This is a genomic window from Acidimicrobiales bacterium, assembly GCA_036378675.1.
Taxonomy (GTDB): Bacteria; Actinomycetota; Acidimicrobiia; order Acidimicrobiales; family Palsa-688; genus DASUWA01.
Map to the genome: position 1 here is coordinate 1 of DASUWA010000034.1, position 25,169 is coordinate 25,169.

General features: G+C 64.2%; 24 protein-coding genes, 3 tRNA genes and 1 pseudogene. 15 read left to right on the top strand and 13 right to left on the bottom strand.

Annotated features, from left to right (window positions below):
• Window positions 1-147 precede the first annotated feature (147 nt).
• Window positions 148-639 carry a hypothetical protein gene (locus VFZ97_12630; protein ID HEX6394281.1) on the bottom strand — a complete coding sequence of 164 codons (492 nt, stop codon included), beginning with the start codon at window positions 637-639 and terminating at the stop codon, window positions 148-150.
• 162 nt (window positions 640-801) lie between these two features.
• On the opposite strand from VFZ97_12630, the gene VFZ97_12635 reads away from it, so the two are divergent.
• A complete protein-coding gene (locus VFZ97_12635; GenBank protein ID HEX6394282.1) occupies window positions 802-1,461 on the top strand; it encodes a DUF2293 domain-containing protein in 660 nt (219 codons plus the stop codon).
• Window positions 1,462-1,486: 25 nt separating this feature from the next.
• Complete coding sequence (locus tag VFZ97_12640; protein HEX6394283.1) at window positions 1,487-1,618, top strand: hypothetical protein; 132 nt, start codon at window positions 1,487-1,489, stop codon at window positions 1,616-1,618.
• Between the two features lie 89 nt (window positions 1,619-1,707).
• On the opposite strand, the gene VFZ97_12645 is transcribed toward VFZ97_12640, so the two are convergent.
• From VFZ97_12645 to VFZ97_12655, 3 genes are read right to left on the bottom strand one after another with little or no spacing between them, the layout of a single operon-like run.
• A complete protein-coding gene (locus tag VFZ97_12645; protein ID HEX6394284.1) occupies window positions 1,708-2,340 on the bottom strand; it encodes a response regulator transcription factor in 633 nt (210 codons plus the stop codon).
• Window positions 2,337-4,418: a sensor histidine kinase gene (locus tag VFZ97_12650; protein ID HEX6394285.1), complete on the bottom strand. Its 2,082-nt coding sequence runs from the start codon at window positions 4,416-4,418 to the stop codon at window positions 2,337-2,339. Before VFZ97_12650 ends, VFZ97_12645 begins: the two co-directional genes overlap by 4 nt.
• A gap of 12 nt (window positions 4,419-4,430) precedes the next feature.
• Window positions 4,431-4,793, bottom strand: coding sequence for a hypothetical protein (locus VFZ97_12655; protein ID HEX6394286.1), 363 nt, complete (start codon window positions 4,791-4,793; stop codon window positions 4,431-4,433).
• 678 nt (window positions 4,794-5,471) lie between these two features.
• On the opposite strand from VFZ97_12655, the gene VFZ97_12660 reads away from it, so the two are divergent.
• Window positions 5,472-5,544 (top strand) — tRNA-OTHER (locus VFZ97_12660).
• A gap of 218 nt (window positions 5,545-5,762) precedes the next feature.
• Window positions 5,763-7,367 carry a hypothetical protein gene (locus VFZ97_12665; GenBank protein ID HEX6394287.1) on the top strand — a complete coding sequence of 535 codons (1,605 nt, stop codon included), beginning with the start codon at window positions 5,763-5,765 and terminating at the stop codon, window positions 7,365-7,367.
• A gap of 123 nt (window positions 7,368-7,490) precedes the next feature.
• On the opposite strand, the gene VFZ97_12670 is transcribed toward VFZ97_12665, so the two are convergent.
• A complete protein-coding gene (locus VFZ97_12670) occupies window positions 7,491-8,066 on the bottom strand; it encodes a TMEM165/GDT1 family protein (protein ID HEX6394288.1) in 576 nt (191 codons plus the stop codon).
• A gap of 222 nt (window positions 8,067-8,288) precedes the next feature.
• On the opposite strand from VFZ97_12670, the gene VFZ97_12675 reads away from it, so the two are divergent.
• Entirely contained in the window at window positions 8,289-8,735 is a 447-nt protein-coding gene (locus tag VFZ97_12675) for a hypothetical protein (GenBank protein ID HEX6394289.1), read from the top strand.
• Here VFZ97_12675 and VFZ97_12680 read toward each other — a convergent pair.
• Window positions 8,732-9,748 (bottom strand): hypothetical protein, encoded by a 1,017-nt coding sequence (locus tag VFZ97_12680; GenBank protein HEX6394290.1) that lies wholly within the window; start codon window positions 9,746-9,748, stop codon window positions 8,732-8,734. The genes VFZ97_12675 and VFZ97_12680 overlap by 4 nt on opposite strands.
• Window positions 9,749-9,897: 149 nt before the next feature.
• Here VFZ97_12680 and VFZ97_12685 point away from each other — a divergent pair, with 149 nt between their 5' ends.
• Window positions 9,898-10,353, top strand: a complete 456-nt coding sequence (locus tag VFZ97_12685; protein ID HEX6394291.1) for a nitroreductase/quinone reductase family protein — start codon at window positions 9,898-9,900, stop codon at window positions 10,351-10,353.
• 2 nt (window positions 10,354-10,355) lie between these two features.
• On the opposite strand, the gene VFZ97_12690 is transcribed toward VFZ97_12685, so the two are convergent.
• The 3 genes and pseudogenes from VFZ97_12690 to VFZ97_12700 form a co-directional block, all read right to left on the bottom strand.
• Entirely contained in the window at window positions 10,356-10,775 is a 420-nt protein-coding gene (locus tag VFZ97_12690) for an MmcQ/YjbR family DNA-binding protein (protein ID HEX6394292.1), read from the bottom strand.
• A 40-nt stretch (window positions 10,776-10,815) separates the two neighbouring features.
• A pseudogene (locus VFZ97_12695) lies at window positions 10,816-12,579 on the bottom strand (alkaline phosphatase family protein).
• A 140-nt stretch (window positions 12,580-12,719) separates the two neighbouring features.
• Window positions 12,720-13,538, bottom strand: coding sequence for a CmcJ/NvfI family oxidoreductase (locus VFZ97_12700; GenBank protein HEX6394293.1), 819 nt, complete (start codon window positions 13,536-13,538; stop codon window positions 12,720-12,722).
• A 36-nt stretch (window positions 13,539-13,574) separates the two neighbouring features.
• Between VFZ97_12700 and VFZ97_12705 the strand changes: the two genes are divergently transcribed.
• Window positions 13,575-13,979: a secondary thiamine-phosphate synthase enzyme YjbQ gene (locus VFZ97_12705; protein HEX6394294.1), complete on the top strand. Its 405-nt coding sequence runs from the start codon at window positions 13,575-13,577 to the stop codon at window positions 13,977-13,979.
• Window positions 13,980-13,993: 14 nt separating this feature from the next.
• Here the strand turns inward: VFZ97_12705 and VFZ97_12710 are convergent, their stop codons facing one another.
• Complete coding sequence (locus VFZ97_12710) at window positions 13,994-14,911, bottom strand: hypothetical protein (protein HEX6394295.1); 918 nt, start codon at window positions 14,909-14,911, stop codon at window positions 13,994-13,996.
• Between the two features lies 1 nt (window position 14,912).
• The gene (locus VFZ97_12715; GenBank protein HEX6394296.1) at window positions 14,913-15,794 is read right to left on the bottom strand and encodes a LysR substrate-binding domain-containing protein; all 882 of its coding nucleotides are present in this window, start codon (window positions 15,792-15,794) and stop codon (window positions 14,913-14,915) included.
• A 110-nt stretch (window positions 15,795-15,904) separates the two neighbouring features.
• On the opposite strand from VFZ97_12715, the gene VFZ97_12720 reads away from it, so the two are divergent.
• The 6 genes from VFZ97_12720 to VFZ97_12745 all read left to right on the top strand — a co-directional run bounded on the left by VFZ97_12720 (window position 15,905) and on the right by VFZ97_12745 (window position 22,011).
• Window positions 15,905-16,735: a hypothetical protein gene (locus VFZ97_12720; GenBank protein HEX6394297.1), complete on the top strand. Its 831-nt coding sequence runs from the start codon at window positions 15,905-15,907 to the stop codon at window positions 16,733-16,735.
• A complete protein-coding gene (locus VFZ97_12725) occupies window positions 16,735-18,540 on the top strand; it encodes a fumarate reductase/succinate dehydrogenase flavoprotein subunit (GenBank protein HEX6394298.1) in 1,806 nt (601 codons plus the stop codon). The genes VFZ97_12720 and VFZ97_12725 overlap by 1 nt, the downstream gene beginning before the upstream one ends.
• A complete protein-coding gene (locus VFZ97_12730) occupies window positions 18,537-19,286 on the top strand; it encodes a succinate dehydrogenase/fumarate reductase iron-sulfur subunit (GenBank protein ID HEX6394299.1) in 750 nt (249 codons plus the stop codon). Before VFZ97_12725 ends, VFZ97_12730 begins: the two co-directional genes overlap by 4 nt.
• A gap of 124 nt (window positions 19,287-19,410) precedes the next feature.
• A tRNA-Asp gene (locus tag VFZ97_12735) sits at window positions 19,411-19,485 on the top strand.
• Between the two features lies 1 nt (window position 19,486).
• A tRNA-Phe gene (locus VFZ97_12740) sits at window positions 19,487-19,559 on the top strand.
• Between the two features lie 106 nt (window positions 19,560-19,665).
• The gene (locus VFZ97_12745; protein ID HEX6394300.1) at window positions 19,666-22,011 is read left to right on the top strand and encodes an HAD-IC family P-type ATPase; all 2,346 of its coding nucleotides are present in this window, start codon (window positions 19,666-19,668) and stop codon (window positions 22,009-22,011) included.
• Window positions 22,012-22,017: 6 nt separating this feature from the next.
• Here the strand turns inward: VFZ97_12745 and VFZ97_12750 are convergent, their stop codons facing one another.
• Window positions 22,018-22,512, bottom strand: a complete 495-nt coding sequence (locus VFZ97_12750) for a universal stress protein (GenBank protein HEX6394301.1) — start codon at window positions 22,510-22,512, stop codon at window positions 22,018-22,020.
• Between the two features lie 94 nt (window positions 22,513-22,606).
• Between VFZ97_12750 and VFZ97_12755 the strand changes: the two genes are divergently transcribed.
• Together VFZ97_12755 and VFZ97_12760 are read left to right on the top strand one after the other, a co-directional pair.
• A complete protein-coding gene (locus tag VFZ97_12755; GenBank protein ID HEX6394302.1) occupies window positions 22,607-23,791 on the top strand; it encodes an amidohydrolase family protein in 1,185 nt (394 codons plus the stop codon).
• A 135-nt stretch (window positions 23,792-23,926) separates the two neighbouring features.
• Window positions 23,927-24,577 carry a DUF308 domain-containing protein gene (locus VFZ97_12760; GenBank protein ID HEX6394303.1) on the top strand — a complete coding sequence of 217 codons (651 nt, stop codon included), beginning with the start codon at window positions 23,927-23,929 and terminating at the stop codon, window positions 24,575-24,577.
• A 74-nt stretch (window positions 24,578-24,651) separates the two neighbouring features.
• Here VFZ97_12760 and VFZ97_12765 read toward each other — a convergent pair.
• A partial coding sequence (locus VFZ97_12765) for a hypothetical protein (GenBank protein ID HEX6394304.1) occupies window positions 24,652-25,169 on the bottom strand: 518 nt, incomplete at its 5' end.

Sequence of the window (25,169 nt, forward strand, 5' to 3'; positions counted from 1 at the left end):
GCGAAGGGGATGCCGCCCCCAAACGCCCACGACGACACCAGCTTCCCCCGCTCACTCCCAACCTTTTCATGGCGGCAGCCCCTCCGCCGTTCACGCTGGCCTGTGCCCGACAAACGCCAGAGCCTCACACATGGATTGTTAGGGCGCTTAGCCGGGCCGACGCCTGATCCTCGTGACGAGGATGTTCGCGAGCACGGAATCGACCCGCAATACGACGATCAGGCCGTCCTGCATGGTGATCTGAACGTCCTTCCTGGGTCCCAGGGGCAGGTCCTCCGTTGTGATGGAGTGGATTTGCCAGAGAGGCACGTCGGCCAAAACGGTGTTCGGGTCTCCGGGGTGGCAATGCGTACTCCAGGTGAGTATTCGTTCGGACGTGAGGACCAGCACCATGTAGCGGTCGAGCGGGAAGGAGGTGAGAGCTGTTTCGTCCGCCACGCGTTCGGCTTCGACCGCAGCGTCGAGTCGGTCGTTCAGCCACCCGCCGATCAGGAATCCCGGTGAGAATCGTGGCGCGCGACGTGGGGGCGGCGGGGGCGGCGGTATCGAAACGTGACCCTGCGCAACGATGGTTTCGCCATCGTGAAGGATGGCTCTTAGATCCTCGTCGGACAGCGACCCCGCTCGTTCATTCGCCATAGCGCAGATCGTTCTATCTTGCCCTGAGTCGGACGCTGGCGCCACGACCATCGGACCGCCCTGGAGTCGGCGCTCGGAGCGGCGGTGGTCCGATCACCGGCTGACCAAGACCGCCGCCAGAACATCGGACAAGACCCGTTGGTGTTGTAGAAGACTGTGGACGTGGAGGTGGTACCCGATCTGAGGGATTTGCAGTTGGACGTGTACGACTCGCGCGAAGACGGCGTCTGGCATCCCGAGCATGGTCAGCTACAAGAGCCGGAGGGCTGGGAGTTCCTCCCCAGTGGAGACCCCTTCGTGACCCGGCGGGTCAAGGCCGCCGGCGTGTACTGGTCGCTGTGGAGGCCTCGAGATCGCGGCCTCCGCCATAGGCGTCTGCTCGGCCTGTTGGCACCGACCGACATCATCGCTCAGACCCTGGCGAAGGCTACAGAAACAGCCGACGGGCGGTCATCTCGTCGGGCCCAAGGAGCGGTTTACCGAGCTCGCAAGGAAGATCTCTATCGCCTGGAACTGGCCGAGGCGATCGTGGAGTTTTTGGACTTCGCCCCCGAGTATGCCGATCTAGCCCATTCGATCGCTACCGAAGCCGCTGGGAGGTCTGGGGAGGTTGGCAGCGGTCGGGTCGGGCGCACCCGAAAGCTCACTCTCGACGAACGCGCCTCGCTGGCAGCGAGAGCGCTGATCAGGCACAAGTACACCGATTATGAAGAGCGGCTCGATGCCGAGGTCTGGGACGACGACTTCCTCTACCGAGCAGTGCGCGCCGACGCCCATCGAGACGTCGACACGTATCTGGAAGAGCATCGGCGAACAGCCTGACCCGCCGCCATTATGAAGCTGCTTGATGGCGCTTCCGCAGGGTGGCTACATGTTCCCGAACGCCGAATACGTCGCGGCGTCATTGCCATTTGCCGCCGTCGTTCTGTGCTTCGCTACGCGGTGGTTGGGGGTCGCGACGATACTGGCGATGGGCTGAGCGCCATGGGCGTGAGGTTCCCCGCAGGTGTGCGATCGCTAACCGGCGGGCGGTTAGGCCGATGCTCGTCATGAGTTGTCGTGGCGGTATCACGAGATCCCGCGCGCTCGGAGTACAGCCTGGGTCCGGTCGGCGGCTTGCAGTTTGTCGAGGATGCGTGACACATGATTCTGGACGGTCTTTAGCGAGATGCCGAGCATTCGGGCGATGTCTTTGTTGGTTGTTCCGTCGGCGAGAAGGGTTAGGACCTCGCGCTCTCGTGCCGTGAGCTGTTCGCCGGGGGCGAGGGTGGGCTCTGGCCGGTTGGTCGGTGTCTTGGTCAGCAGGCGGCTCGCGATCCTTGCCCCGAGGACCGCTCCGCCAGCAGCGATAGTGCGCACTGCCGCTGAGATCTCTTCCGCGGCGGCTTCCTTAAGGATGTAGCCACGGGCCCCAGCCGCTAGCGCGGCGAGAACGCTGTCGTCGTCGTCGACCATCGTCACCATGAGTACCTTCGTCGTGGGGGCGATGCTCGCGATCTGTCGGGTCGCCTCGACACCCGAAGTCCCGGGCAGGTTGATGTCCATGAGTACGACGTCAGGCGAGTTCTCCGCCAGGTGGGCGAGCGCTTCTTCCGCGGTGCTGGCAGTGGCGACGACCTGCATGTCGGGAAGTGTCGCGAGCAGCCCAGCGAGTCCGTCGCGGAAGATCGGGTGGTCGTCGACGACCAGGACGCGAGTCATGCTGGTTCGATCGGGTTTTCCGGCCGGTCTGTGGGCAAGGGGTAAATCGGCAGTCGAGCCTGGATCTGGAGGCCGGGTGACGGGTGCGTGACGGTGAGCTCGCCGCCCAGCTCTGCTGTCCGCTCCCGCATGATGGCGAGGCCGTGTCCGCTTGGGTGAGAAGCGCCGAAGCCCGTGCCGTCATCCGTGATAGTGACGGCGAGCGCTGTTGAATCGATGGCGAATGTTACCTGGCAACGGCGGGCGCGGGCGTGTCGGACGGTGTTGGTGACGGCTTCAACCACGATGCGGTAGACCGCGACTTCAACAGCCGCTGGGAGCAACGGGAGATCCTTGGGGGCGTCCAAGGTGACGACGAGTCGGGCGTCGGCCGCGACGCGCTCGACGGCTCTGGCACAAGCGGGCAGGAGACCCAGTTCGTCGATCGCTGGCGGTCGCAAACCCTCGACGACGCGGCGGACCTCCGTCACGGTCTGTCGGATCTCTTCGCTGAGTACTTGAAGCTGTCGTGCCGCGCTGTCGGCCCCGGGGGGGAGTTGGGCCCGCACGGTCTCGGCCTTCAACGTCAGCCCGGCGAGGGCAGGCCCGATACCGTCATGCAGGTCTCGTCGTAGACGGCGACGTTCTTCCTCACGCGCTAACACGAGCCGCTCCCGGGCGCGTTGGAGGTCCTGGTGCAGCATCCGAGCGTGTAGTGCAGCCCCGAGCTGCCGCGCCAAGTCGCGCATCAGCCGCTCCTCGGCGGCGCTGAGCTGACGGCCCGGCGGTCGGTAACTGAGCCAGCCGACGGTAGCGCCGTACGCCTGCAACGCCATGCTCGTACTCCCATCGACAACTTCGCCCGCGATCGGCGTCCGGTCGAGGGCACGTACGCTCACCTCGCGCAGGTCGAGCCCGGATGTCAGCTCAGCAACGGTGGCGTCCAACAGACGATCCACGTCCCCGGCGGCTTCCAGCTGCTCGCCGAGACCCGCTAGCACCTCATAGGGCTCGTGCCACCGGCCATAGATGACCCGGTTGACCGCCCGCTGGAGAGTCTGGTGCAGCGAGATCAGGAGCAAGGCGGCGGTCCCCGCCGCCAGTGCCGAGGGCCACCACGCGTGATGGTCGGGTGCGAGTGCGGCCGCGGATACCACTACCAGCGCATAGATTGCGGCGACGCTGGCCGACATGGTCAGCCACAGCAGGGTGCGGTTCGCTGCGCGCCGCAGGTCGTAGAGCCCGTGGTGCAAGATGGCGATGGCAATGGCGACCGGCAGCGGCAGCAGGGCGACGCTGAACGCCCAGCCTGGAACGCCGTTGGCGACGATGACGACGACAAGCAGAATCGCCGGCAGACAGGCTGCGAGCGCGAACAGCTGCAGCTGCTGGCGAACCAGCGGACCCCGGGTCCGCCAGCGGATGACGAGCCCGGTCACGGCTCCCCCAGCAGTGACGACCGACAACAGGACCCCCACGGCGGACAAGCCGTCGGCGACGCCCTTGGACACGCCGAGCGGACTGTTCCAGTTGCGCAGCCGCAGCTCCTGCGTGTGCGGGCTGAGGATATTGCCGAGGAACAGACAGGCCACAGCACCAACAGCACACCATCCCAACCAGCGCCATCGAGGACCGGGCAGGCGACCGTCGGGGAAGAAAACCGGCACCGTGACGACCGCGAGGAGCGTGCCGACCGCTTGCAACGAAGGCCCGACGGCGGCCATGTAGGCCGCGCCGGGAACCGAACCTGGAACCGTCAAAACGCCATAGACGCCAGCCTCGGTGAGGCCACGACCAGCCCCCAGCAACGCGGCCCCGGCCAGAAGTAGGGGACCGACACGGTTGGAGGGAACCGAGAAGCTGACGATGGCGCCGACCACTGCGATAGTTCCGATCACGAACGCGATAGCGACCGCTCCGGCAAGCTGAGCGCTGCGGAAGCGGTCAAAAGCGGTCGCCACCGAGGAACCACCGATAGCGACCAAGACAGTCGCAGCGACCGCGACCGCCCTAAAGCGGTCGCGGTCGGCTTCGACGACGTCGATGTCCACGTCCATATGGTGCCCCAGCTTCGAATCCGCCACCTCGACGCTCGGCAACAGCCCGATCCGTCAGATCGTCACCGCGGACGAGCGGCGGCGCGTGACCAACACTGCGACCGCCGTGGCTAGGCCCCCCAATGCGATCAACGCGTAGATGGTCTGGAAAGCCCAATCCAAAGCGTTGTGACGTGCCCACCCCGGAAACTGAACGACCTCGAAGAGACACAAGATTCCGATATAGACCGTCCCGGCGGTGACTCGACGGCTACACAAGAGCCATACGCCGACGAGGAAGAGAAGGCCGAAGACGACCCCTCCCAAAGCGAAGCTGCCACGGTAGTTCTCGACCGCGATGATCACCGCGCTGACGAACTCGCCAACGGCAAGAACACCAGCAAGAGTCGTAAGGATTTTGACGATTCGACTGTGCATCACTGCCTCCATAGGAATAGATGTAACCGAACCATGACTCGGCGGCTTTCCCGTCTACAAGAGGCCCCTTCCCGATGAATCCGGGAAATTCTCCCGACAACGACCGGCGCACCAACATCCGGTCCGAACCTTCACTCCGAGGATCAGTCCCCACCTGGCGACCGGCGAATCAGCGCAAACGGATCGCCAACAGCGTCGGCAACCGACCCGTCGCATTCCGGCAGTCCGGCTCCGCGACCCGGTCCCACACCCGACTAGTAAGTGCGGACCGGCTGCCCAATATCCCGCCGGCAGATAGCGATCGGCCCAACCCCAAAGAACCGACCCGGGCGGTTCCAGAATCGACACCCAGAACGTTCGTCTTGAACATACCTTGAGCCGATCGTAACGACGGTTCGGGTTGCTGCAAGTCGCTCCCGATTCCGTTCGCTCAGACACCGAACGACACTCCGAACGCTAAGGCCCGCTGTCCACGCCACCAAGCGGTCGGCATACCGACCGGAAGATTTAACGGCGTGACTAACAGAGCCTAGAAGTCGACAGTGGTAGCCCCGTAAGCGAACCCAGTTGAGGCGCCCGTCGTCCGTGCGCGTTCCGTGCGCGAACCGACCGAGATTTGACGGGCTACGCCGGCAGTCCGTGAACGCGAAAGTCCTGGTCAGATCCATAATTTGGCGAACCCCCTGGTCGAGGAAGCCGCCTTAATCGCCCTTTCAAGGCGGCAGCACGGGTTCGAATCCCGTTGGGGGTGCGCCGGGCGAAGGGTTGGAAGTCACGCTGGCCTGTCGAGCCGACACGCTTGCGCGTCTCCACGAAACCGAACCGGATAGAGCAAGGTCGCGACACGTCAGCCCGCCCCGGACGTTCGAGGGCGGGCTTGGGTGACCTTTGTGCGCTGTGTTGACCCGACCCTGACACGCGTGTCAGCATTCTGGGGTCGACCGTGCTGGGGAACAAGGAGGTCGGGGGTTGTCGAAGAGCTGGGGGACGAGGCGCAGGCTGACCTGCTCGCTGGTGGGGTTTGCTGCGGTGGGGCTCATCGTCATCGGATCGGCCGGTGTGGCGCTCGCCGCGAGCGGTGGTGGCTACAACCCGAGTCAGCAGGACTGCCCTTGGAATTCGTCCTCACAGGACTCCGGCACCAGCGCTCACAACCCGACGGCCGGGCCGGCTTCGAACCCGGGATGCCACAACCTCGCAGCCAGTGTCGAGTCCGGCGGGGCTACCAACGGCGACCCGAACTCAAGCAACACCCGGTTCGTGGAGTTCGGCAACGACCAGTCCCCGAACAACTCGAAGGGGCAGGGGGAGAGCTACCAATCGTTCGGCGCGGTCTTCTATCCCGGGGACCCCGGGTCGAAGAGATCCCCCCATTCCGGATGCGTCGCCGTTAACACGGACGGGACCAACGGAGGCACGGGGACGGGCTGTGGGACCAACAGCGCCGGGACCGGCTTCGAGTACAACTACGACTACTACTCGCTCTACTGCCCGGCGGCCGACCCCGTCCTTGGCGCGACCGGTGGCTCGTCGGATCCCGCCGGCGTCATCCGGCAGTTCAACTCCGCGAACGGGACGGTCTTTTTCCCGGTGCTCTACGCGTGCAGCGGTACGCCGCCGCCCCCCTCCCAGCCGACGGTCACGACCGGGACCGCTAACGCCGTCGGCACCGTTTTGACCAAGGGGCTGGTGGTCTACTTCGGAGCCGACGACAACCTCGACAACGGCGAGCATGACGGATACACCGGCTTGGAGGGTCCCTGCTACGACCAGTACAGCGGCACCACCTACACCTGCCACTCGGCCGGTGCGATCAACGGACCGTCCGACGGGGGTGGGCTGCTTCTGTTACTCGACCCGATGGCCCTGATGGCCCCATCCGCGCCGACCCAGACGCATCCTGAAGGAGTCGCCAACGGGTCGCTCGGGTTCTGCGCCGACAGCTACTGCGCCGAGGGCACCACCCAACAGCAGACCGTGTACTACGGGTGCTACGACCCGAGCAACCCCAACGACGCCGCCTGGACCGCCAGCGGTAACGACGGTGCGACCGACTCGGGGAGCAACGCCACCGACCCCAACACCGGCAAGGCGTACGACCAGTGCGCCAAGGGGACACCGCAAAGCTCCAACGTTTACGAGAACGACGCCCCGACCCAGCAGAGCGGTTGGCCAGACGACTGCGGAAGCGACTCGATCGGACCCCAAGATCCCGGCTCCAACGGCAACGGTGTCAACGGGGGCGGTGAAGCCAACTGCGCGTACGGATCCCCCGACAAGGGTCGGCAGAACACCCCCCAACAGATCAACACGGAGCCAGGCGTCCAGATCTATCACGACCCCGACGGCCAAGGCGCAGGCGCCAACGAGGGCAGCGGAATCAACCTCCCCTCCGCCTACGTTGGCACCTGCGGTGTCTACGCCAACAATGGCGGCGGCCCCCACCATTACGACCAGTACAACCAGAGCCAGTTCAACGACGCCCTCGCCCAGACCCCCCTTGCATCGAACGGACAGGCCGGCTACATCATCGACGGCAACATGGTTCCCGGGAGCCAGTGCGGGGAAAACTGACCGACCGCGGCGCTGAAGTCTTGATAGACAACGACACCGCCTCCGGCTAACTCCGGGTTGGGGCTGACCGAGCGTCTCCTGGAACATCGATAATGGGCTCAGCTTGAGCGTCCGACAGCGTCGTCAGTGGGCAGCTGTCCACGCGCTGTAACCGGCTAATGCCACGAGTACGACCGCGGTGATCTTGCGGATAGTCGAGACCTTGACAAAGCGCAGAAGGGTTTGCCCGCTGGCAACAGCCAACGCGGCGACCACCCAGAGCGCCAGCAGCGAACCCACCCCGACCGATAGCGGGGAGTGGTAGCGGGCAGCCAGGTTCGCGGTGAGGATCTGAGTGAGATCTCCCCATTCGGCCAGGAAGATCACGACGAAGGCGGTGACCACGACCCCGTGCCGCGATGCCTCCTTCCGCACGACGTTGGTCTCGTCTTTGGTGCCTTCTCGCCACGCGTAGGCGGCGCCGGCCAGAAACAGGCCTGCGACCACCGCGTCGACGGCCTCTTTGGGCAGCACCGCGAAGAGGGCAACGCCGACCGTGACGGCGATGACCACGTGCACCAAGAAGGCACCCGCAGCGCCCAGCCAAACCTGCCGCGGCCGCCCCTTGGTAGCCAGGATCAGGCTGGCGAACATCGTCTTGTCGGGTAACTCGCCGATGAAGATCACCGGAAAGGTGATGGCGGCGATGTAGGCGTTCACTCAGTCCCCAAACTGGCGGACAACCTAGCCGACGTTCCAACAAATCTGGGAATCTGAGCGAACCGCCCAATCCGCTCACTCCAGCAAGTCGTATAGGTAGTAACGGCAGGAACCATCGACCTCGGGAGTAGACCAACTGTGACCTCGGTAGAGTTCCATGAGACAAGCCCGACCGCCGTTCGAACGAGAGGTCGGCTCCGACGAGATCCAATAGCAACGGCGATGGCGATCGTCGGGCTGGTAACCGTGGCGGCGATTCACTGGGCCCAGGTTGTTCCGACAATGAAAGACTCGCCCTACCTCGGAACGGCCTTCCTTCTCTTGACCCTGGCTTGTATCGGACTGGCCTTCTGGCTCCTGGTGTCCGACCGCGGGTTGGCATGGATACTGGTAGCAGGTGTAAACGGACTGACGATCGCCGGCTACATCTTCACTCGAACGGTTTCGTCGTTCTTGGACAGCCAGGACGTCGGCAACTGGAGTGAGTCGCTTGCGATGGTCGCGCTTCTCGTTGAGTCGTTGCTCGTCCTGCTGACCTTGTACCGGCTCATCGGAGAGGGCCGTGAGCAGACCACACCGAATTACCAGCGGGTGGCACCAAGCGTCGATGTCCGGAGCCCGGGGCTCCCTGCGTACGAGATGCAGCGCACGCCGAGGCCAGGTCGCTAGTTCGACTCGCTCGCAGCTTCGTGCAGAAACTGCTGAACGTCGATCACTTGGTCAGCGGGAGGCGCGGTGATCGAGACGGGAGCGCCGTAGTCTGACAGATCCAATGATTCGTCGATGGTGATCGAGGGCTGGTGCGACGAAAGGGACATCACCATGTGCATGGCGTCGCGCCGCAAGCTGCCGGAGCTATCGATGAACACGGTCTCGGTCGCGCCCTGGAAGTTCACCGTCGAGACCGCTTGGCGCATCCATGACGGCAGGTTGGCAGAGCCTAGCTGCTTCTGAAGAAAGGCCGGATCGATATTCACCACGTAACCCTTGACCGGCACGCCGTCTATATCGGAGCTGCCAACGGGCGTGACAGTGGCCCCTTCCTGGGTGAGCAAACGAAGCATCGCGGTCGGGTTGCCGCCGAGGTTGAGGGCACCGGTGCCGCCTGATGCCTTTGCAATCCCGGAGAAGTCGAGCGACAACCAGGATTTCCCCGGATACAGCTGGCTGATCTGCGGGATCTGCTCGTATACCTTCCCAGCCACGTAGACGGTACGAATCGTCAGACCGGGCTCAAGCGAGCTCATGTCCATCGACATATCCATTGAGCCGTTGACGAAGTCGAGAACGCCAGTGCCGGTCGCGGTCGCTTTACCCGAGTTCAGGTTCATCGTCATCGTTGCGTGAGCCGTCCTGCTCGCCACGGCGTGATTGACCGAATCAATCACCATCGCCTGCGCGCTCTTGGTGCCTCCGGGAAGCATCAAGGCGACAGCCACCGCTACCAGTCCCGCCGCCGCAGAGACTGCCATCACCAGAGGAAGCCGGCGCCGCTTGCGCTCCGACGGAGGGTTCCCTCCAAACGCCGCGTAAGGGGCCGCCGAAGCTGGTTCGGATTGAGGCTGCGGATACCACTGGGGGTTCGCGGAGGGGTCACACGGCGGGTACCACTCGATGCCATCGGGGTCAGGCTCGCGCGCGCTCCACTCCCACGGATTGCTGCCATCGCCCCCTAGTGACATGAACCCCCTATCGACAAGAGCAGAGGCTACCTGAGCGCCCTCCCGGCGAACAGATATTCCCACGAAAACGACGAAACCACATCACAGTGCCTGCTCCGCCGTGTCAACTCCTACGATGACGCCGTTCGAAACGATCACGAGGAGATGCCATGCGTACGCCAGACAGGATGATCGACGTCGGTACCTGGATGCTCCAGAACGGGCATCGCGCACTACTGAAGCTGACCGGCGGGCGATATCCGAAGACGATCCTCGGCATGCAGCCGGTTGAGCTGCACACGGTCGGACGCAAGTCGGGGCTCCGGAGATCAACGATGCTGACCGCCCCGATCCTCGACGAGAAGCGTGTCGTCCTCGTCGCGTCGAAGGGTGGGTATCAGGAGAATCCCGACTGGTACAAGAACCTGGCAGCCAATCCCGACGTGGAGATCACCATAAACGACGAGACGAAACCGATGCGCGCCCGGACCGCGTCGCCCGAGGAAAAGTCGGAGCTGTGGCCGACGATCGTCGCCACGTACAAGGGTTACGCCGGCTATCAGCGCAACACCGAGCGGGAGATCCCGGTGGTGATCCTCGAACCGCGCGACTCGACCGCGGTTTGAAGTCAGTCCAAGCCCTGAGACTTCAGCCAGTCCGCCGCCCGCTTGGCCGACGCCCGGCACAACCACGCGTCCTGGACGACCTCCACCAGCTCGTCCCTCGACAACTCTCCTACCCGGCTTCCACGCAGCAGAACTGAAAGATGCCCCTTGAAGTGAGGCGTCGTGAAGAACGGTGAGTCCGGATCGCCGACCAGCGCCTCCTTTTCCTCCTCCGATTCCACCCAGAAGACGATTACGTCGTTGTAGCGCTCACCGGTGTCCGGATCGACCGCATCCGGCCTCGGGTTCCGGAAGAAGATGAACGACTTACCGCCGACCTGATAGACGGGGTTTCCCCCGTGGCCGTGCTCGACCGTGACGTGCGGCATGCCGAGCGCCACCTCGTGGACGTCTTCGACGCGAGCCTTTCGTCGGGCAGGCACCCCCGGAACATAGCGGCCGGCGGAGCGGGCAGTGGGAAGTTCAGTCCTGCGTCGTGTACTCGGTGTTGTTGGCGGACGGCGGCGGGTAGGCCTGCCCGTCGTCGACCGTTCCGGCGAGCGAATTCAGCAGCGACTCCTCGGCGACGTCTGGGAACAGCAATGAGGTCGGGGGCAGCGGCGGCACCGACGAGGTGGGGCTCTTGAGCGCGGGGAGCGCGTGCGTGAGGTTCCCGACCGTGTTGTAACGCCACTCGGAGATGTGGAGGCCGCCCATGACGGCCCCTGGCTCGAGAAAGACGGACTCGATCAGTTTGAAGGTCGACGTGTGATCGAACGGAGTGAGCGCGAACGCGGCACCATCGCCTCCCGCGATGTCAGCGCCGGAGGGGTGGTCATACGACACGATGTTGCCGCCGGCGCTGAACGGCGAAAGCACCAGGCACGGCACCCGGAACCCGAGCCCGACCGGTCCGAGAACGCCGTACCAGTCGGCAGGCGGTCCGCCGGCCGCGTTTGATGGATTGGTGTTCGTGACGTACTCGCCGTGGTACTGGCCGCCCGAAGGGATCTCGTTCACCGTCGTCACGGTCGGGCCGGGCGTTACGGGTGGTACGTGATCGAAGAACCCGCCATTCTCGTCGTAGACGACAAGAAAGACGGTCTGCTGCCAAACGGCGGGGTTGGATGTCAGGATCTGAAGAATCTGGGAGACCAGGTACTCGCCGTACTCGGGTGGCGTCGCCGGGTGCTCGCAGCAACTCGCCAGGGGGATGATCCACGAGACCTTTGGCATAGTCCCAGCTGCTACATCCGCAGCGAACTCCGCGGGATACGCAGGAGTGAGGCCGAGGCGAGCGTTTTCAACGTGTGTCGGGGTTTGAGGGCTGAAGAAGTTCTTGAAGTAGGTGAGGACGTTGAACAAGACGTTGGACGTGGGGTCCTGGTAGACCTTCCAGCTCACGTCATGCTCGGTAAGCAGTTCGGGCATCGTCGGCCAGTCGAGCGTGCCGAAGAGCTGGTTCCGCCCGTTCACGTACGTTGTCAGAATCTGCCCGCCCTTGTCTTCCGGGTGCGCGCCGAGGCTGCCGGACATCCAGAAGAGTCGATTCGGGTCGGTCGGACCGATGACCGAGCAGTGATAGTTGTCGCAAATGGTGAACGTCTCTGCGACCGCACGGTAGAAGTCGAGCGAGTCTCGTTCTCGGTAGTACCCCATCGTCGTCAGGCCGGTCGGGATCTTCGACGTTCCGGGCACTGGGATTCCGTCGACCGAGCTGATCTGCTACTTGGCGAGAGGGTCGATGGCGAGGTGTTCGATGGCGAATCTGTCCATCGAACCGTTGTTCCACATGCCGTGCTGAGGTCCCCAGTCGTGGGTGATGTCATTGGTCGTCTGCCCTGCGACGGTCGGAGGCTTGCTGATCAGCTCGAACGGAGCCAGCGACGTCTCCCCGCTGGCCAAAGAGTACGAGACCTTCTTGCCCCCGAACGACTCCCCCAACATTGTTTGCTGCCGAACGTGGAGGTCATGGAAGCTCGAAGCGGGGCCGTGCTGGTAGGACCGGTAGCGAGTTTGGTCAAGGAACCCCCGCACTCCGGGCATCGTCCCGAAGTAATGGTCGAAGGACCGGTTCTCTTGCATGAGGATCACGATGTGCTTGATGTCGCTGAGACTTCCGGATCCCCCGGAAGTAGCGAGGGCTCGTTCCATGATCCGGGCGGGCTCGGCGCCGAGCGCCATGGCGACACCCGCGGCCGCGCCGCTCCCGATGAACTGACGCCGCGACAGCCGGCGTGAAGCCACGCAAACCTCCTGAATTACCCAGCTGCGCGAGGACGGACCCGCGCCCGAACCAACCTCAGTTGACGGTGTTATCTACGTCAGCCGGGTACGAAAAGCCTGCCCGTCCTCGTCAATTTCCAGCGTCAATTTTCTGCTGTCGCTCAAATGAACAGGCAAGTGGCCCTCAGCTCGATGCTCGATCGTGCCGGGCGGCCGACTTCGACTTCGGGGTCCCTGAACGCCGAATGGGGTGTGAAGAACGTCCTGCCCTCGCGAACCAGATCCGTGTCGTATGTACGGAACGCCACCACCTCGGCGCTGGTCATCTCGGGGAAGGCGTACCACGAGTGCGAGCGATCGGCGGGTTCGACGATCCCGAGAGCATCGAAGTTGGCCCCGGTGCCCGCATAGTCAGTCACGTGGAAGGACCTCGCGTCGGCCAGGGCGACGGTCCGGGCGTCGCAGAACGCGAGCGGATAGTCCATCTTCGCCGGTCCCAGATTCCGCCAGAACTGGAGAACAACGATCCGGTCGGCCTCACCGACGGAGTCGGCGCTGATCCCGTTGCGCGCCAGTGCCACTTTTGCCGCTTCGGTCGGCTCCCGGTACAACCGGCGAATTACATCGACATGCCCAGCAGCAAAATCCGAGTGGACGAACGGGATCGGCGACAGTTGCTCGTGACGAAGGGCGTCTTCTGGGCTGCGTTTGATGTGGCTCGAGACAAGGGCAACCTCGGCGCCGGTCAGGTCTCGAGCGAGTTTCTCCATCTCGCCGTGGTGTACCCGAGCGATGGCTTCCTCGTCGCCCCAGTCAACGACTGACGAAGGATGGTCGACCAGCTCGAACCCGCACGACTCCCAGCCAGGAAGATCGGCGGTCCTGCCGTCGAGGATCTCCACCTCGGTGGGATGGTCGGAAGGGCCCCCGGCACCGACCGAGCTCAGATAGTTAAGCGTGGTACGGCAAAGCGTTCGCAATCGCTCCGACTCTACCCAAGCGGCGAGAATTGCCGCATGCGAAGCGAGGCGATCCAAATCACCACCGGAGCGAGAGCCGCCGTTCACGATTTGACGGACTCTTGCGAGAGGTTCCTTGCCGGGACCGGCGACGGGCTTCTGTCGGTGTTCGTGCCGCACGCGACAGCCGGCCTCGCGGTGATCGAGACGGGAGCCGGTAGCGAAGCAGACTTGATCGAGCTGGTCAACCGGCTCGTCCCCTCCGATTCGAGCTGGGGCCATCGGCACGGCTCGCCGGGTCACGGCCGGGACCACGTGCTGCCGGCGCTCATCTCTCCCTCGCTGACAATCCCCGTACTGGCCGGCCGAATGCAACTGGGAACCTGGCAGTCGATCTGCCTGGTCGACACGAACGTCGACAACCCTCGCCGGACGGTCCGGCTGAGCTTCCTGGAGGGCTGACGAACCCGAGACGTTTACAACGAGCCGTCCACCACCAAACCGTCCGCGCTGAGAGCGACCGGAATAACCCGGTAACGGCGGTATCGGTGGACCCAATCCTGGAACTCGGCCCGCGCCTGAGCGGAGCTGTTCAGAACGGTTACCGATCCGCCTTCGCCGCCTGCGCCGTTGACCTTCCAACCCAGCGCGCCTAAACGGCGCGCGGCCTCGATCACCACTAAGGCGTCCCGACCAACCACCCCGGGATGCAAGTCGGCCTGGGCGCCGGTGTTGTCGATGAGCGCAGCACCGAACGCCGACAGATCGCGAGCGATCACCGCCGCTCTTGCGTCGAGTGCGGCACGTCGCAAGTGCTCGAACACCTCGGTATTGCCTCCCTCGATGACCTCGAGGTGCACGCTCGACGAGTCGTGCGGTTGGCCGAGGTACACGACGGTCAGCAGCTGATCGAGCTCTGGCCATAGCTCGTGGTGGTCGACCGTGAACGAAGGGTAGGCGTCGACGGTTATGAAGTTGATCCCTCCGAAAGCGGCGCCGGCATGATCCTGAACGCCGCACTCGATGCCGACGACGTCAGCTTCCAGGTGATGCGCCGCGCTGGCCACCTGTCCCTGTGTGAGCCGCTCGCCTCGGGCGTGCGCCAGGCCGCCGACGAGGGAGACGGCGACGGCCGCTGAAGTCCCGAGCCCGCTGCCGATGGGGGCGTCCGACTTCACACTCACTTCCACCGGTTCCAAGGGAGGGTATTCCTGCAACGCGGCGATAACCAGCGGGTTCCCCGGTGCGCCGAGCTCGCTGCCGGCTGGGCGAATAGTCACTTCCACGCGCGGCGTGACAGCGACGTTCACCACCCGGCCCGGGCCGCCGAACCACGTGTCGGTCCATCCTCCGTTATCGCAGATCCGAACCGGAGCAGACGCCGTGACGGGCATCTCACCTTCCTCGCAGATAATCGTGGAGTGCAGCCACGAAGGCCTGCGCTGCCGGAGAAAAAGGACGGTCTCTCCGCGACGCCAGACCGATCGTTCGCTTCATCACGCCGTTCCTGAAATGAACCGCCCTAAGCGGTCCCGCCGCGGGTATCACCGACTCAGGTACGACGGCCGCACCCACCCCGGCCGTCGCGAGGGCGAGCGCGCCGTCCATCTCGAGCCCTTGCATCACGAGGGTCGGAGAGAACCCGGCCTGCCGGCAAGCCGCGAGGGTGGTCTCCCGCAGGTCGTAGCCGTCCTTGAACATGACCAACGGGGTCTGCTCGAGGTCGGTGATCCTTATGGCCTTCCGCTCCGCCAGATCGTGAGCCGAGTTGACGGCCAGTACAAGCTCCTCTTCCTTGAGTTCGGTCGTCTGCACCCACGGCCGATTGACGGGAAGGATGACCACCGCCAAGTCCATCTCCCCTTTTTCCAATCGATCGACCAGATCCTGCGACCCGGCTTCGTGAAGCATCAGGTCGAGACCGGGATGGGCGTCGTGGAAGGCGGCGATGACCGGCGGCAGGAGGTTGGTCGTCAGGCTCGGCGTCGAACCGAGGGCCAGCCTGCCCCGCCGCAGGCCGAGCAGGTCCCGCACTGCGTCAGCCCCGGCCTCGCAGTCGGCGAGCACTTGGCGCGCCCACGGCAGGAACACCTCGCCGGCGCCTGTGAGGGTCACCTCGTTGCGTTCACGATGGAAAAGCGGAGCGCCGAGTTCCTGCTCCAGCGCCGAGACGGCGCTGCTCACCGAGGGCTGAGCAACGTGCAGGCGGGCTGCCGCCCTGGTAAACCGGCGTTCCTCTGCGACGCAGATCATGTAGCGGAGCTGGTGAAGCTGCACGGCCTATTTATAGCCTGTTCCTATAGTTACGAGAGGAAACCGATCCTTTACCTGTAGTTCGGCCTGCCTTACCGTAAGTCTGTTCCGTATCCATCCAGTGAGAGGACCTGATGGCAGCTCCAGTCGTCAGCCCACCGGCGCCGACCACGAGCGCCCGGGCCGCCATTCCAGAGCGAACCCTGCGCACCGATCCGTGGTGGCTCAGCCCGCTTGCCTCTGGGGGCGTTCTGCTGGCATTCATCGTCTACGCCACCTGGGCCGCTCTCCAGAATTCCGACTATTTCTCCCGTCCTTATATCTCGCCCCTCTATTCGCCATGCATAGCGAGCGTGTGCGGTCATGCTCGGGCGGGCTCACACGTCTTTCACGCGCCGACGGTCGGGATCATCGGGACCTGGTGGCCGTTTTCGGCGGCCATCCTGATCCTGGCCTTCCCGGGGCTCTTTCGAGCCACCTGTTACTACTACCGGAAGGCCTACTACCGGGCCTATCTCGCCTCACCGCCGGCGTGTGCGGTGGCCGAGCCCAGGAAAAAGGACACGGGCGAAGCTCGTTTTCCGCTGATCCTGCAGAACGTCCACCGCTACTTCTTCTACATCGCCGTCCTGTTCGCCGCCATCAACACCTATGACGCCATTGTTTCCTTCCGGAACACCCACGATCAGTGGGGGCACATGGGCTTCGGGACGCTGGTGCTTCTAGCGAACGCCGTCCTGCTCTCGCTCTACACGGTCTCCTGCCACTCGTGCCGGCACATCATCGGCGGAAGGTTGAAGCACTTCTCCCGTCACCCGATCCGTTACCGGATGTGGGGATGGGTGTCTGCCCTCAACCGACGGCACATGGAGCTTGCGTGGGTCAGCCTCGTCGTCGTTGCCCTGGCCGACGTGTACATCCGTTTGGTGGCGAGCGGCACGGTCACTGATCCGAGGTTCTTCTGATGAACGAGATCGAACGTCACTCCTACGACGTCGTCGTGGTGGGCGCCGGCGGCACCGGACTACGGGCGGCGATTGCGGCCCATGACGCCGGCGCGAAGACCGCGGTGATCTGCAAGAGCCTTCTCGGCAAAGCACACACGGTCATGGCCGAGGGAGGCATCGCCGCGGCCATGGGCAACCTTTACCCGGAGGACAACTGGAAGGTCCACTTCCGCGACACCATGCGCGGCGGCAAGCTCCTCAACCACTGGCGGATGGCCGAGCTGCACGCCAAGGAGGCGCCCGAGAGGGTATGGGAGCTCGAGCAGTGGGGCGCCCTCTTCGACCGGACGCCGGATGGATTGATCAGCCAGCGCGACTTCGGCGGTCACCGCTACGCCCGGCTCGCCCATGTCGGAGACCGCACCGGGCTCGAGATGATCCGGACCCTTCAGCAGCGCACCGTCGAACTTGGAATCGACGTGTTCATGGAGTGCACTGTCACCCAACTGCTCAAGGACGGAGAGCGGATCTCCGGCGCGTTCGGCTACTGGAGAGAGTCCGGGCGCTTCGTACTTTTCGAGTCGCCGACCGTGATCCTCGCGACCGGAGGGATCGGAAAGTCGTGGAAAGTCACGTCGAACTCGTGGGAGTACACCGGCGACGGCCACGCGCTGGCACTTCGCGCAGGAGCGGGCCTCATCAACATGGAGTTCGTGCAGTTCCACCCGACCGGCATGGTCTGGCCCCCCTCGGTGCGCGGCATCCTGGTCACGGAGTCGGTGCGCGGTGATGGTGGCGTCCTCCGCAACTCGGAGGGCCGCCGGTTCATGTTCGACTACATCCCGGAGTTCTTCAAGTCCGAGACGGCCGACAACGAAGAAGAGGCGGACCGCTGGTACACCGACAAGCGAAACAACCGGCGGCCACCTGAGCTTCTCCCCCGCGACGAGGTCGCTCGCGCGATCAACTCCGAGATCAAAGCGGGCCGCGGGTCTCCTCACGGAGGCGTGTTCCTCGACATCGCCAGCCGGCGCAGCCCCGACTACATCAAGAAGCGTCTCCCGTCCATGTACCACCAGTTCATGGAGCTCGCCCAGGTGGACATCACCAAGGAGCCGATGGAGATCGGACCGACCTGCCACTACGTCATGGGAGGCGTCGAGGTCGACGCGGACAGCGCAATGTCGAAGGTCCCGGGTCTCTTCGCCGCAGGGGAGGTCGCCGGCGGTATGCACGGGGCAAACAGGCTGGGAGGGAACTCGCTCGGCGACCTGCTGGTGTTCGGCAAACGCGCAGGCGAGTACGCCGCTTCGTACGCGAAAGACGTGGGTGCGAACCGGCCGGCGGTGTCAGAGGCTGATATCGATGCCGCCGCTTCGGCTGACCTGGCACCCTTCAAGGCGGAAGCGGGCGAGAACCCCTACTCGGTACAGCAGGCGCTCCAGGAAGTGATGCAGGACCTCGTAGGGATCATCCGCAACGAGACCGAGCTGAAGGCGGCGCTGGACAGCATCCGCGATCTGGAGGACAAGGTCGCGTCGGTGAGCGTCGAGGGCCACCGTCAATACAACCCCGGATGGCACCTGGCCCTCGACCTCCACAACATGCTCGTCGTGTCCGAGGCCGTCGCCAGGGCGGCCCTCGAACGCAAGGAGAGCCGCGGCGGGCACACCCGGGACGACTACCCGATGACCGACAACGATTTCTGGGGAAAGCTGAACCTGGTTCTCGAGCTCGGTGGGGACGGCCACGTCACGGTTCGCCAGCAGCCCCTTCCCGTACCGCCGCCAGAGCTGGCGGCCCTTTTGGAGGAAGCGCATTGACCTACGACCTGAAGCTCCGCATCTGGCGCGGAGACTCGAACGGAGGAGACTTCGTCGACTACAGCGTTCCGGTCGACGAGGGCGAAGTCGTGCTCGATGCCGTGCACCACGTCCAGGCCCTGCACGCCGGCGACCTCTCGGTCCGCTGGAACTGCAAGGCAGGAAAGTGCGGTTCGTGCTCTGCAGAGATCAACGGGCGCCCTCGCCTGATGTGTATGACGCGACTGTCCAGCTTCGAACCGGAAGAGACCATCACGATCACACCGATGAGGACGTTCCCGGTCATCCGGGATCTGGTGACGGACGTGAAGTTCAACTACGTAAAGGCGGCGCAGGTCCCGGCGTTCACCCCTAAAGCAGACCAGCCGACGGCGCCGTTCCGGATGCAGCAGGTTGATGTCGAGCGGTCCCAGGAGTTCCGGAAGTGCATCGAGTGCTTCCTTTGCCAGGACGTGTGCCACGTCATCCGTGATCATGAGGACAATAAGGAGGCGTTCTCCGGTCCCCGTTTCTTCCTCCGCTACGCCGAGCTCGACATGCACCCCAACGACGCCCTCGACCGGCGGAAGATGGCCCAGGACGAACGCGGCCTCGGGTACTGCAACATCACCAAGTGCTGCACCGAGGTGTGCCCGGAGCACATCAAGATCACGGACAACGCCATCATCCCGATGAAGGAACGGGTGGTGGACGTGAAGTACGACCCGATCCGGTTTCTCGGCCGCCGGAAAGCCCGCAAGGAGTAGTGGGCCGGGGGTCGCTGCTGCCAGCTCGGGACCGACCCCCTCCGGTGATCCACCCGGACGGCGGCTGATAGCATGACCCCTCGCTCGATTCGCGGGTCATCCCGCATTCGGGTCGATGTAGCGAGGTCCTGTGGTGCAGTTTGGAGTGCACGCCGGCCTGTCAAGCCGGAGGCCGCGGGTTCAAATCCCGTCAGGACCGCGGTCGGATAGCTCAGCTGGTAGAGCGCGCGCCTGAAAAGCGTGAGGTCCGCGGATCGACACCGCGTCCGACCACCGAGAAGGCCCCCTTTTTTTGGCGGGGCCTTTCTCATGTTGCCGGGCCGTTGGACCTCCCCACAGGCGAGGTGCGTGATACACAGTGACAGAACAGGGTCACTCCGTGATAAGGCAGGGTCTGAGCGCCGACGAGGTGGCGCACAGGGTGGCCCTCGGTCAGGTCAACGGAGGTCGCGAGCCCGGCAGCCGGACTCTCGGGGAGATCCTGCGGGCAAACCTGCTGACCCGCTTCAACTTCATTCTCGGAGCGCTGCTCGCTGTCATCTTGGTTGCAGGTCGCCTGCAGGACGCTCTTTTCGGCATCGTGCTCGTGACGAACGCCTTGATCGGAATCGTCCAGGAGGTCCGGGCCAAGCGAACGCTGGACCGGCTGTCGATCATCAGTGCGCCCAGCGTTAGGGTAATCCGCGATGGGCATCTCGGCGAGGTCGCGATCGACGACGTCGTGCTCGATGACCTGATCGACGTACGGACCGGGGACCAGATCGTCGCCGACGGCGAGGTCATCGATAGCACGGGCCTCCAGATCGACGAGTCGTTACTGACCGGCGAGTCGGATCCCGTGGACAAGAGCCCGGGAGCTCGGGTCCTCTCGGGGAGTTTTGTCGTGGCCGGATCGGGCCTCTACCAAGCGACTGCAGTCGGCCAGCAGGCCTACGCCCGCAAGCTCACCTCTGAAGCGAAGCGTTTCTCGCCGGCTCGTTCGGAGTTAATCGACGGGATCAACCGATTGTTGCGCTATATCAGTTGGGCCATCCCGCCTGCGGCAGCGCTCTTGGTGTTCAGTCAGTTGCAGACGAAGTCGGGGTGGCGTGACGCCGTTAGCGGCGCGGTCGCCGGATTGGTCGGCATGGTCCCGCAGGGTCTGGTTTTGCTCACCAGCATCGCCTTCGGCGTGGCAGCCGTAACCCTCGCAGCGCGCAAGGTACTCGTCCAGCAGCTTCCGGCGGTCGAAGGACTTGCCCGCGTCGACGTGGTCTGCTTCGACAAGACCGGGACCCTCACCGACGGTTCAATCAGGTTGGATCGCATCGAGACTGTAGATGGCGAAGCGCAGGCAGTCGCAGAAGCGGCACTCGCAGCGCTCGCCCAAGACGAAAACCGCAACTCGACGCTTGCAGCGATCGGCGAGGCATTTCCTTCTTCGACCGGGTGGCGGCGTCGAGGCGCGGTGCCGTTCTCTTCCTCGCGCAAATGGAGCGCCGCAGACTTCGGTGATCACGGCATCTGGGTACTCGGCGCGCCCGAGATAATCCTGTCTGGCGACCACGCCGACCCGGCCCTGTCACGTGCCGCCGAGGTCGCGGCGACCGGCGAGCGGGTGGTCGCGCTAGCCCGGTCCGATGGCGAACTCGACGGCGAGCGACTTCCGCCTCGGGTTCGCGCCGTAGCTTTGGTCGTTCTCTCAGAGCGAATCCGCTCGGACGCGGCGGACACTCTTGCGTATTTCGCCAAGCAGAACATCAGTTGCAAGGTGATCTCCGGTGACAACGCGGAGACGGTTGCAACCGTCGCGGCGCGGGCAGGTCTCCACGGGGCGAACGCCATCGATGCTCGCTCACTCCCCGATGACAACGATGGAGTCGGTTCCGCGCTGGAGACCCACTCTGTGTTCGGACGGGTGACGCCCCGTCAGAAAGAAGCGATGGTCAAAGCCCTGCAGATGCGAGGTCACACCGTGGCGATGACAGGTGACGGTGTCAACGACGCTCTCGCCCTGAAGCTCGCCGATATCGGTATCGCCATGGGCTCGGGGACGCCCGCGACCAAGGCGGTGGCAGAGATCGTCCTACTTGACGATCGATTCGCAACGCTCCCAGACGTCGTCGCAGAGGGTCGCCAAGTCATTGCCAACATCGAGCGAGTCGCCAACACCTTCATCACCAAAACGGTGTGGGCGACGGTTCTCGCTATCGGAGTCAGCGCCCTGGTGTGGCCGTATCCCTTCCTTCCACGGCACCTGACCATCATCGACTCGCTGACTATCGGTGTCCCATCCTTCTTCCTCGCCCTCGCCCCTAATCAACGACGGTACGTGCCCGGCTTCATCGATCGTGTACTCCGCTTCGCGGTGCCCGCGGGCATTGTGCTCGCAGCAGCCGTCTTCGCCGGATACTCGCTGGCGCGAGAACAGGGTCGATCGCTTGTAGATCAGCGCACCTCCGCCCTATTGATTGCAATGATTCTGAGCTTCGGCGTGCTCCTGCTTTCCGCCTTGCCAGTGACTTGGAGGCGCAGCCTGCTGTTGGGTCTGGTCTCCGTCGGCATAGTGCTGCTCTTCCCGTTCACTCCGGTGCGGAAGTTCTTCGCCGTGGATGTGCTGCCAGCCGGTCTCACCACCTGGGCAATTGTCATCGCTGCCGTCAGCCTCCCCCTGTTGTACCTCGCGTGGACGTCATCGACGCGACGCAGCCTTCGATCCGAAGATCAGCGTCCGGGCGGTTCGTGATCTCAGCTAGGCGTCGTCTGCTGTCCGGGCGTAGGAAGCGCCGACCGGATCGTCCCCCGGTGCCTCATCTGGCCGGATGATGACGACCGGGCATAGCGCATGGTGGGCGCATTCGGTACTAACCGACCCCAGAGTGATGTCCTTGAGCCCGCTCAGGCCCCGCGACCCCACCACCAGCATGTCGGCTCCCTCACTCGCCGCGATCAAGGCGGCGCCGGCGGGCGGGTCGCACGTCCGCCCCGTAACGAGGAGGCCAGGGACCAAGGCCCGGGCCTGGGCGACGGCCTGGTCGAGCACCGACCGTTCGTAGGGAAGCATGTCCGGGGCCAAGGCCTCCATGGCCACTTCGCGTGCGAACCCAGCGTGAACGATCTCGAGCGCCACGCCACGAAGCTGGGCCTCGGCGGCCGCCCAAGCCAACGCCCGCATGCTCGGGGGCGATCCGTCCACGCCCACCACAATCCGAGGTACGGCCCTCTCGGATCCCGTTGCATCGGTCACGAGACAAGTTTCTCAGATGTACCCATCCCGCCACCGGCCGAGCAGCCGACACCCACCTGCCCAAGAAGCAGAACGAGTTCTATTATTGGCTGCAATGAATGCTGGAACGGTCCGCGTCTGGGACGCCGACAACCACTACTACGAGGCCCTCGACGCTTTCACCCGGCACCTGTCGCCCGCGGACGGCCCGCGCTGCGTTCAATGGGCGACGATCGACGGCCGCCAGTACCACGTCGTCGGCGGAAGGGTAAGCCGTGCTGTCGCGAATGCGACGTTCGACCCGATCGCCAAACCCGGCTGCCTCAGCGACTACTTCCGGGGCAACCCGAATCGGGTCAACCCGCTCGAGTTGTTGAAAGACCACGAGCCGATCAGGACCGAGTACAGGGACCCCGCGGCGCGCGTGAAGGTCCTCGACGAGCAGGGGCTCGAAGGGTGCTTCCTCTTCCCAACGCTTGGAATGATCTACGAGGAGTTACTCAAGAACGACCCGACGGCTGTGTGCAAGACCTTCTCTGCATTCAACCGGTGGTTGCTCGAGGACTGGACGTTCGACTACCAGGGCCGCATCATCTCTGCCCCCTACCTTTCGCTCGCCGATCTCGACTGGGCGGTGGCCGAGCTCGAACAAGCGATCGCCAACGGTGCCCGCTTGATCGTCTTGCGACCGGCGGCACCCACTCTGGATACCGGGCGGATGAGCCCCTTCGACAACTTCTTCGACCCTTTCTGGGCCCGCGTCAACGAAGCAGGCGTCGGCGTCGTGGTCCACGCCGGTGACAGCGGCGCATCGTCGGATGGCTACGCCGACGACAGTTTCTCCGCGAGCTTCAAGGGACAGGGCTTCGGCCCATCGATCAAGGGTTTCGCCATCGAAAAGGCGGCACACGATTTCCTGCTGTCCATGGTCCTCGCGAAGATGTTCGACCGGTTCCCGAACCTGAGGGTTGCTTCTGTCGAGAACGGCGCCGAGTTCATTCCCGACCTGTTCCGAAAGCTTCGCTCGCAGGCCAAGAAGACGCCGGGCTGGTTCAGAGATGACCCCGTGGAAACGTTCCGGCGCCATGTCTGGATCAACCCGTTCTGGGAGGACGACCTGGAGTCGGTCGTCGAATGGATGGGGTCCGACCGGGTCATCTTCGGTTCGGACTGGCCACACATAGAGGCCCTGCCCCGGCCACTCGACTACCTAGTCGAGGCGAAGAATCTCGCGACCCGCGATCAGGCGTTGGTGCTTCACGACAACGCTGTCGAACTGTCCGTTCCCAGCCCGGGATAAGCGGTACACCCTGCTCCCATATTGATACCGGGTGCTGGGGCCCTTGCTCTAGGTCGACCTCGGTGGGACAATCCCATCAGCCATCTCAGGCCGGCTCAATCGATAGTCGCCGGCCAATAGGAGGGGGTGACAACCATGGCTATGCGATCAATGGCCGGGCGGTTGGTAGCTGAAGCGACCCGCTATTGGTGGGTAATGCTCATCACGGGCAGTGCGTGGATTCTCTTATCGCTCGCCATTCTCCAGTTCAACCTCACCTCGGTGTGGTCCATAGCAATCCTCACCGGAATCGTGCTGTTCTTAGCCGCCGGTACAGAGTTCGCAATAGCGTCCATCGCGCCGAGATTGACCTGGGCGCACGTCTTGCTCGGCCTTGCGTTTATTGGAGGAGGAGTCGTCGCCTTCGCCTGGCCGAGGGAGACATTTCTGGTTCTGGCGGATCTGATCGGCTGGTACCTGCTCGTCCTCGGCGCGTTTGAGGTGGGCGAATCCCTGGCCTCTCGGCGCGGTGATCTTTGGTGGCTGCGACTGGTCGCGGGAGCAGCGACGATCGCGATCGCTTTCTGGGCGGTTCACTCCCTCGAGCGGTCGGTCACCCTGCTGATCCTTTGGGTCGGCTTAGGGGCTCTTTTCCGAGGGCTGAATGAGATCTTCCTTGCCTTCGAATTTCGCCACGTGTTCGACCAAGCGAACGCCTCTGCAACTCCCGATCAGGCCTACGACATCCGAACGCCGGGTTCGACCACGTCAAGGCGGTCCGGAACGCGCTCCGAGCCGGTCGGTTGACCGGATGGCCGTCACGCGCCGGAGCCTGAGCCCCTGCAGCACCAGATAGCCGGCGCTGCAGGGGCCCGTGATCGTCAGCCGGCGCTGGCCATCCCGACGATCGGTGAGTTCAACGGTTGGCCGCCCTTCGAGCCATACAACGTGGCGTTCGGTCCGTAGTTGAAGATGCCACCGTCGGAGGCAACCAGCCAGTAACCGCTGCCCCCGGGCGCTGCAGCCATCCCGACGATCGGCTTGTTGAGTGCCGAACCACCATGGGATCCGAAGAACCCGGCATCTCCGTAGTTGAAGATCCCACCATCGGAGGCGACCAGCCAATAGCCACCTGCGTCGGGCGTAGCAGCCATGCCCACCACCGGGCTGTTGAGGTGCGCCCCACCATGCGATCCGAAGAACCCGGCATCTCCGTAGTTGAAGATCCCACCATCGGACGCCACCAGCCAATAGCCGCCCCCGTCGGGCGTGGCAGCCATGCCCACCACCGGGCTGTTGAGGTGCGACCCACCATGCGATCCGAAGAACCCAGCATCTCCGTAGTTGAAGATCCCACCATCGGACGCCACCAGCCAGTAGCCACGGCCGTCGGGCGTGG

Excerpts from the sequence above, each read along its gene's own strand:
- VFZ97_12640 (HEX6394283.1), top strand. The coding sequence starts at position 1,487 with ATGGCGCTTCCGCAGGGTGGCTACATGTTCCCGAACGCCGAATACGTC.
- VFZ97_12630 (HEX6394281.1), bottom strand. The coding sequence starts at position 639 with ATGGCGAATGAACGAGCGGGGTCGCTGTCCGACGAGGATCTAAGAGCC.
- VFZ97_12725 (HEX6394298.1), top strand. The coding sequence starts at position 16,735 with ATGAACGAGATCGAACGTCACTCCTACGACGTCGTCGTGGTGGGCGCC.
- VFZ97_12720 (HEX6394297.1), top strand. The coding sequence starts at position 15,905 with ATGGCAGCTCCAGTCGTCAGCCCACCGGCGCCGACCACGAGCGCCCGG.
- VFZ97_12755 (HEX6394302.1), top strand. The coding sequence starts at position 22,607 with ATGAATGCTGGAACGGTCCGCGTCTGGGACGCCGACAACCACTACTAC.
- VFZ97_12675 (HEX6394289.1), top strand. The coding sequence starts at position 8,289 with ATGGCGATCGTCGGGCTGGTAACCGTGGCGGCGATTCACTGGGCCCAG.
- VFZ97_12680 (HEX6394290.1), bottom strand. The coding sequence starts at position 9,748 with ATGTCACTAGGGGGCGATGGCAGCAATCCGTGGGAGTGGAGCGCGCGC.
- VFZ97_12760 (HEX6394303.1), top strand. The coding sequence starts at position 23,927 with ATGGCTATGCGATCAATGGCCGGGCGGTTGGTAGCTGAAGCGACCCGC.
- VFZ97_12705 (HEX6394294.1), top strand. The coding sequence starts at position 13,575 with ATGCGAAGCGAGGCGATCCAAATCACCACCGGAGCGAGAGCCGCCGTT.
- VFZ97_12655 (HEX6394286.1), bottom strand. The coding sequence starts at position 4,793 with ATGCACAGTCGAATCGTCAAAATCCTTACGACTCTTGCTGGTGTTCTT.
- VFZ97_12645 (HEX6394284.1), bottom strand. The coding sequence starts at position 2,340 with ATGACTCGCGTCCTGGTCGTCGACGACCACCCGATCTTCCGCGACGGA.
- VFZ97_12685 (HEX6394291.1), top strand. The coding sequence starts at position 9,898 with ATGCGTACGCCAGACAGGATGATCGACGTCGGTACCTGGATGCTCCAG.
- VFZ97_12710 (HEX6394295.1), bottom strand. The coding sequence starts at position 14,911 with ATGCCCGTCACGGCGTCTGCTCCGGTTCGGATCTGCGATAACGGAGGA.